Consider the following 1,410-nt stretch of genomic DNA (forward strand, 5'->3'; position numbering starts at 1 on the left):
CCTTTGTTCTCGACGTTCCGGGGTGATTTTTCTCTTTACCATAATTAAAACCTCCAAGTTCGGTGCTTCTATTTTACACCATCTTGGAGGTTTACACAGTTTTCGGGATAGTCTCAACCTGGGCGGCCAGCGGACGTGAATCTGCTGGCCGCCCAGGTTGGTTTAAGGGCATTAATTGGCTACAAAATCAATTGCTGGATATTCGATCTCATGGTGTTCTAACATTTCTTTCGGGGCAATAGGATCGTCGATAGAAATTTTTATGCCCCTTCTCATTGCTAACTTTGCCAATCCTAATACTGGGATGCTAAAGAATTCTTCCGGTGAATCTTTGTATTCATCGTCTTTTTTGTGGCAGTCTGTCATGACCTTTAGTCCTTCGTTGACGGCATTTTCATCTGCGTCCAATATTCCTTTTAAAACCTTGCCATAACCAATTTGTAATTTAAGTTCTTCATCATTCTCCATGCTCAACAATGCGTCAATGTGAGTCTTTGCCTTTGCATCTTCATTCAACAGAAGGTGTTTGATTGCATACCCCACATTATCAGCAAAAGGATGGCCTGTCTCTCTTTCCTCCTTTGGCCGATTGCCAATTAACCTGGCGAGAGAATCTGTCAGTTGGTAGGAATCGCTGATTAAAGCTAAGAGTACTCGTGGGTAGCTGCTCATAACTACAAATGAAGGTGAAACTGCTATCTTCTTATCATCATACTTTTGAAACAAAATTTCCTGCAACTTTGCGGATAAATAGAAGTTTTTCTTTGCAGTAATGGCATCAGAATGTAGCAGCCATTCCCCCATCCCTATAGTACTATAGCCATAAGCTAGAGAGCTATAATGGCGGTCAATGAAGTTGTTCTTAACATTACCTGTTTTAAGTTTGTTGACTGTAGTATCTACGCTTTCTTTTCTTTCTTGGAAAATTTCTGGAAAGGCGCTTAGATATGAGTTTCTTGACACAAATGACCCTCCTATTGACCCCAGCCGCCTGGGTTGGATTCCCATTTATTTACTCCGTCAGGTGTTAGTCTGTTAAGTTTTGTTCTTACCATATCGATGTTTTCATTCAAAATTTTGCCTGTCTGCCTTACTGCTGGGTCTGTAGAGTTTAACATCTTTTCAATATTCATTTCAATCCAATTGGGGTCCATCTGTTTTGCTCCACCTTTAGTAGTACCCAATTGAGAGGTGCCAAATTTAGATTCATTGATAATGAGGTCTTGTACTTTTCCATCCGGCCCGTACTTGATATAAACACCATCAAAGCCATTATTCGCACCGACCTTAGACGGCAACTTCGTATAACCGGCTCTACTCAGCGTAAGATCTGCTGCCGCTTCTCCCAACGCTCCTTTTTCGGCATTGGTGGTTACTTGTGACGCTTTCTCTGCAATATCTTTTTTGGGA

At 41.5% G+C, this 1,410-nt stretch carries 1 protein-coding gene and 1 pseudogene; both read right to left on the bottom strand.

The annotated features are described in order from the left end of the window. Positions 1 to 171: 171 nt before the first annotated feature. On the bottom strand, positions 172 to 963 hold the full coding sequence (locus ALO_RS16860) for an Imm49 family immunity protein (protein WP_004098412.1): 792 nt from the start codon (positions 961 to 963) through the stop codon (positions 172 to 174). Between the two features lie 11 nt (positions 964 to 974). After that, positions 975 to 1,410 (bottom strand): annotated as a pseudogene (locus ALO_RS22590) (hypothetical protein); the annotation flags it as partial.

The sequence above is a fragment of the Acetonema longum DSM 6540 genome (assembly GCF_000219125.1).
Lineage (GTDB): Bacteria > Bacillota > Negativicutes > Sporomusales > Acetonemataceae > Acetonema > Acetonema longum.